3 protein-coding genes are annotated in these 4,148 nt (G+C 65.4%); 1 reads left to right on the top strand and 2 read right to left on the bottom strand.

All coding sequences use genetic code 11. The features are described from left to right. Both DESPIG_RS07205 and larB read right to left on the bottom strand, forming a co-directional pair. On the bottom strand, window positions 1-387 hold a 387-nt coding region (locus DESPIG_RS07205), incomplete at its 3' end, for a type III secretion system chaperone (RefSeq protein ID WP_040369671.1). A gap of 344 nt (window positions 388-731) precedes the next feature. Beyond that, window positions 732-1,508 carry a nickel pincer cofactor biosynthesis protein LarB gene (gene larB / locus DESPIG_RS07200; protein ID WP_040369669.1) on the bottom strand — a complete coding sequence of 259 codons (777 nt, stop codon included), beginning with the start codon at window positions 1,506-1,508 and terminating at the stop codon, window positions 732-734. A 153-nt stretch (window positions 1,509-1,661) separates the two neighbouring features. On the opposite strand from larB, the gene DESPIG_RS07195 reads away from it, so the two are divergent. Beyond that, window positions 1,662-3,614 carry a SurA N-terminal domain-containing protein gene (locus DESPIG_RS07195; RefSeq protein ID WP_006006862.1) on the top strand — a complete coding sequence of 651 codons (1,953 nt, stop codon included), beginning with the start codon at window positions 1,662-1,664 and terminating at the stop codon, window positions 3,612-3,614. Window positions 3,615-4,148 lie beyond the last annotated feature (534 nt).

Raw genomic sequence — 4,148 nt, 5'->3', positions numbered from 1 at the left:
GCGGGCCTGCTGCAGCTCGTCGGCCCAGTGGGCCAGAACATCCAGAAAGTCTTCCAGCGCGGTGAAGAGCGTCTCTTCCACGGCCCCGGCCGCCGTCACGCGGGCAAAGGCCATGATCTCTTCACTGTCCAGGCCGAAAAGCGTGTTGCCGCTTTCCCGGCCCAGGCAGTGGGCCCGCATCATCCGGGCCATCAGCTCCCTGCCCTGTTCTCCGGCGGGGAGCGCCCCCAGTCGGGCATACAGATAGATGGCGTCTTCGTCGTCCGTGACCTCAAGGTCCACGATGAAACGGCCGTCGAAGCGCAGGCGGCACAGGCCGTCCCCGTTGAATGCCAGGGCGGTCCCGGTCTGGCGTGAAAGCGCATCCAGCATCTCGTGCGGTGTCATGGTTGCTCCCATCGTTGAAGGTCATGAAGGATGCCTGCCCGGCCTGTCCGCAGGTCTGTTCGGGCGGATGCATCAACAGTGCCAGTGCTCCCGGCAAGGACAGTGCCCGTGCCATGGCTGGTGTTCGGGCAGGTGCCGTGCGGGAAAGGTGGAAAGAAGAAGGGAAAAAAGCTGTCATGTCCGCCCGCCGCCGTGAACATCGTTGGCAGCCCCACCGGGACGGCCTTCAGGCCGTCCCGGTGGAGGCGGACGTGCCCTCCTGTCAGGAGGGGCCTGGATGTGTATGTTTGTTTATTGTTATAAAACAGATGGTTGTGTCTGTTGTGCACATCGGGGTGCGTGCATCAGGCGTGGCGCAGCAATTTGGCGGCAAAGGCCGCGGCGCCGAAGCCGTTATCTATATTGAGGACGGCCAGGCCGGGCACGCAGGAACAGAGCATGCTGTGGAGGGCGGCCATGCCGCCCGCGCCCACGCCGTAGCCCACCGAGGTGGGGACGGCCAGCACCGGGCAGGGCACCAGTCCGGCCAGTACGCCGGGCAGGGCGCCTTCCATGCCGGCCACGGCGATGATGAGGCGGGCGGCGCGCAGATCCCGGATATGCGGGGCAAGGCGGTGCAGCCCGGCCACGCCCACGTCGGTGAGGAAGCCGCAGTCGTGGCCCCAGAAGCGCAGGGCCCCGTAGGCTTCGGCGCCCACGGGGATGTCGGCCGCCCCGGCCGTGACCACCATGATCTCGCCCCTGTCTGGCCACGGCGGGCCCAGTTCAGGCATTTCCTGCCCTTCACCGCCCAGACAGAAAAGACGGCATTGCGCCCAGTAGCGGCCCTCGGGGAATTCCCGTTGCAACAGGGCCCCTTGCGCTTCCGAGGCGCGGCTGACCAGCACGGGGGCGCCGCGCAGGCTGAGGCCGCGTACGGCCCCCACCAGGGCCCCGTCGGTCTTGCCCTGGGCGAAGACGACCTCGCCCAGGCCGGTACGCAGGGCGCGTTCATGATCCAGATGCAGGCCCTGCAGGCTGTCGGCCGCAGTGGCGTCTCCCAGATGCCGCAAGGCTTGGTCCGGCGGGATGTCTCCCCGGGCCACGGCCTGCAGCAGGCTTTCGATAGCTGTATGATCCATCCCCTGCATATAGGGCAAAGGGCACCGCTTGTCAGCAGCGGATGGAGGGGCCTCTTCCCCGCTCTTCTTGAGTTTCTGCCGGAATGCCCCTATAGTTGTCCGTTGCCCGAATCTTTGCGGGCAATAAATTCCGTGCCTTTTTTCGGAGTGCCCATGCTTGATTATATCCGTTCCAATGCCCAGTCCTTTGGCGTCAAGGTAGCCTTCGCCATCATCATCCTCGTCTTCATGTTCTGGGGCGTCGGCAGCCTGACCGACGGCGGTTCCAGCAATGTGGTGGCCAAGGTCAACGGTGAGGCCATCACGGCCCAGCAGTTCGAGCAGGCCTATCAGCGGGCCGCCGAATACGCCATGCGCAACGATCCCTCCCTGACCCGTGAGGCCCTGGTGCAGCAGAAGCTGGGCCGTCAGGTGCTCAACGAGCTCATCAGCGCCCAGCTGATCCGTCAGGAAGCCGCCCGCGTGGGGATGACCGTGAGCCCTGAAGAGATGCATTATGTGGTCTCCAAGCTGCCCGCGTTCCAGGACGCCCAGGGCAAGTTCGATCCCGAGGCCTACAAGCGCGCCATCGAAGCCCAGCGCATGAGTGTGGCCGAATACGAACAGGGCCTGGCGGACAGCATCCTGCGTGACAAGGTGATGCGCACCGTGGCCGGCAGCGCCTGGGCCGCCGGTGGCGAGGCCCGCAAGTACTATGATTTCCTCACCCAGCAGCGCGCGGTGGAGTACCTGTACCTGCCCGCCGCCGATTTTGCCGCTTCGGTGAAGCCCACCGAGGAAGAGCTCGGCGCCTGGTACGAGGCCCACAAGGCCGAACTGGCCAGCCAGCCCCGCGTGGAAGTGGAATATGTGGCCGTGGCTCCCGAAAGCCTGGTGCGCCCCGAGAGCGTGAGCGCCGAGGCCGCCCTCAAGTGGTATGAAGCCAACAAGCAGCGCTTCCGCCAGCCCGAACAGGTCAAGGTGGCCCACATCCTGGTGCCCCTGGCGGAGAACGCTCCCGAAGCGGCCGTGAAGCAGGCCATGGAAAAGGCCGCCCGCATCCGCAGCGAAGCGGAAAAGGGCGACTTTGCCGCCGTGGCCGATGCCAACAACGGCCCCAATGCCGCCGGCCCCGGTGGTGAGCTGGGCTGGATCCAGCGCGGCCAGACCGTGAAGCCTTTCGAAGATGCCGCTTGGGCCCTGCAGCCCGGCCAGATCTCCGAGCCCGTGCGCAGCCAGTTCGGCCTGCACATCATCAAGATGGAAGATCGCAAGGACGCCAGCGTGCAGCCCTTTGCCGAAGTGGAAGCCGAAGTACGCGCCACCCTGGCCAAGCAGGAAGGCGTGGAAAAGGTCAACGACGTGCTGGACAGCCTGATCGGTGACAACATCAACAACCGTCCCCTGCAGGAAAGCGCGGCCCGCGCCGGCAGCTACAAGGATGCCGACGGCAAGGATCAGCCCCTGCTCAAGGCCGAGCGTACCGGTCTGGTGGGCCAGGCCGAACTGCAGAAGGCCCTGGGCATCAGCGACGAGATGGCGGCCAGCCTCATGAAGGCCCCGGCCAACTCCCCTGTGGACACGGCCCTGGAAGCCGGTGACCGCTACCTGGTGGTGCGCGTGCTCACCTCCGAGCCTTCCACCACGCCCAGCCTGGATCAGGCCCGCGACCGCGTCATGAAGGCCCTGGTGGCGGAAAAGGCCCTGCAGGCCGCCATGGGAAAGGCCACTGCCCTCCGCAAGGCCATGACCGACGGCCAGCTGCCCGCTGAAGACGCTGCCCGCGTGCAGAGCGCCGATCTGACCCGCGACGGCGCCTTGGCCGGCTTCGTGCCCAATCCGGTCATGAACCAGGTCATCTTCCGCGCCGCGCCCCAGACCTGGATCGACCAGGCCTTCAGCGTGTACGAGCAGGAAGACAGCAGCAAGTGCGGCGCCCTGCTCTGCCGCGTGACCGCCGTGGAACAGCCCAAGGCCGACGGCTGGGCCGGCATGGAGAATCTGCTCACCGAGCTGGTGCAGCGCAAGCGCGTGGAAGGCATGTACCAGACCTTCATGCGCATGCTGGAACAGAAGGCCAAGATCGAAGTCTACAACAGCCGCGTGCTGGAAAGCGCCGGTATCTAGGAAAGATAGAGGCTGGGGGAGGGAGCCCCTTGCTTTGCTGTCGATGCCCGTAGCTTCCTTCGTCGTAACGGGCACGGCCCTGCGGCCGCCTTCGGTCGCTGCTAGCGGCAAAAAGGGACTCCCTCCCCCAGGCCCCCTCCTTCTCCAAAAAACGCTCATCAGAGGCTGCCCGCAAGGGCAGCCTCTTTTTTATGGTTGCCGGGCGCAGTCTCGAAGGCATGGGATTGGATGCGGACGGTCGTCCTTTATCGTGAGGGGGCGGGAGATCGGGACAGGCGCCGCATGCCGGTCGGTCATGATGGGCGGGGGAAACATGCCCTCTCTTTTCGCGGAGGCAGGGGCGGATATCCGTCTTTCCGGCCTCCCCTTCTGACGGACACTTGCCGGGCCGGGGCTTTACTGACAAAATAGTCGTTCCCTGCGGCATTTTTCCCTGATTTTTTGGGGCGCTGTACGTTCCGGAGCAGGGATTGCCCTGTGGGGCAAAACAGCATATGAGCGGTTTTTGGAAGGATGGGGGGAGTTTGAGGGGGG

This window comes from Desulfovibrio piger ATCC 29098 (assembly GCF_000156375.1).
Classification (GTDB): domain Bacteria; phylum Desulfobacterota; class Desulfovibrionia; order Desulfovibrionales; family Desulfovibrionaceae; genus Desulfovibrio; species Desulfovibrio piger.
Note: the sequence above shows the minus strand (reverse complement) of the source record. Positions and strands in the feature narration are given on the sequence as shown.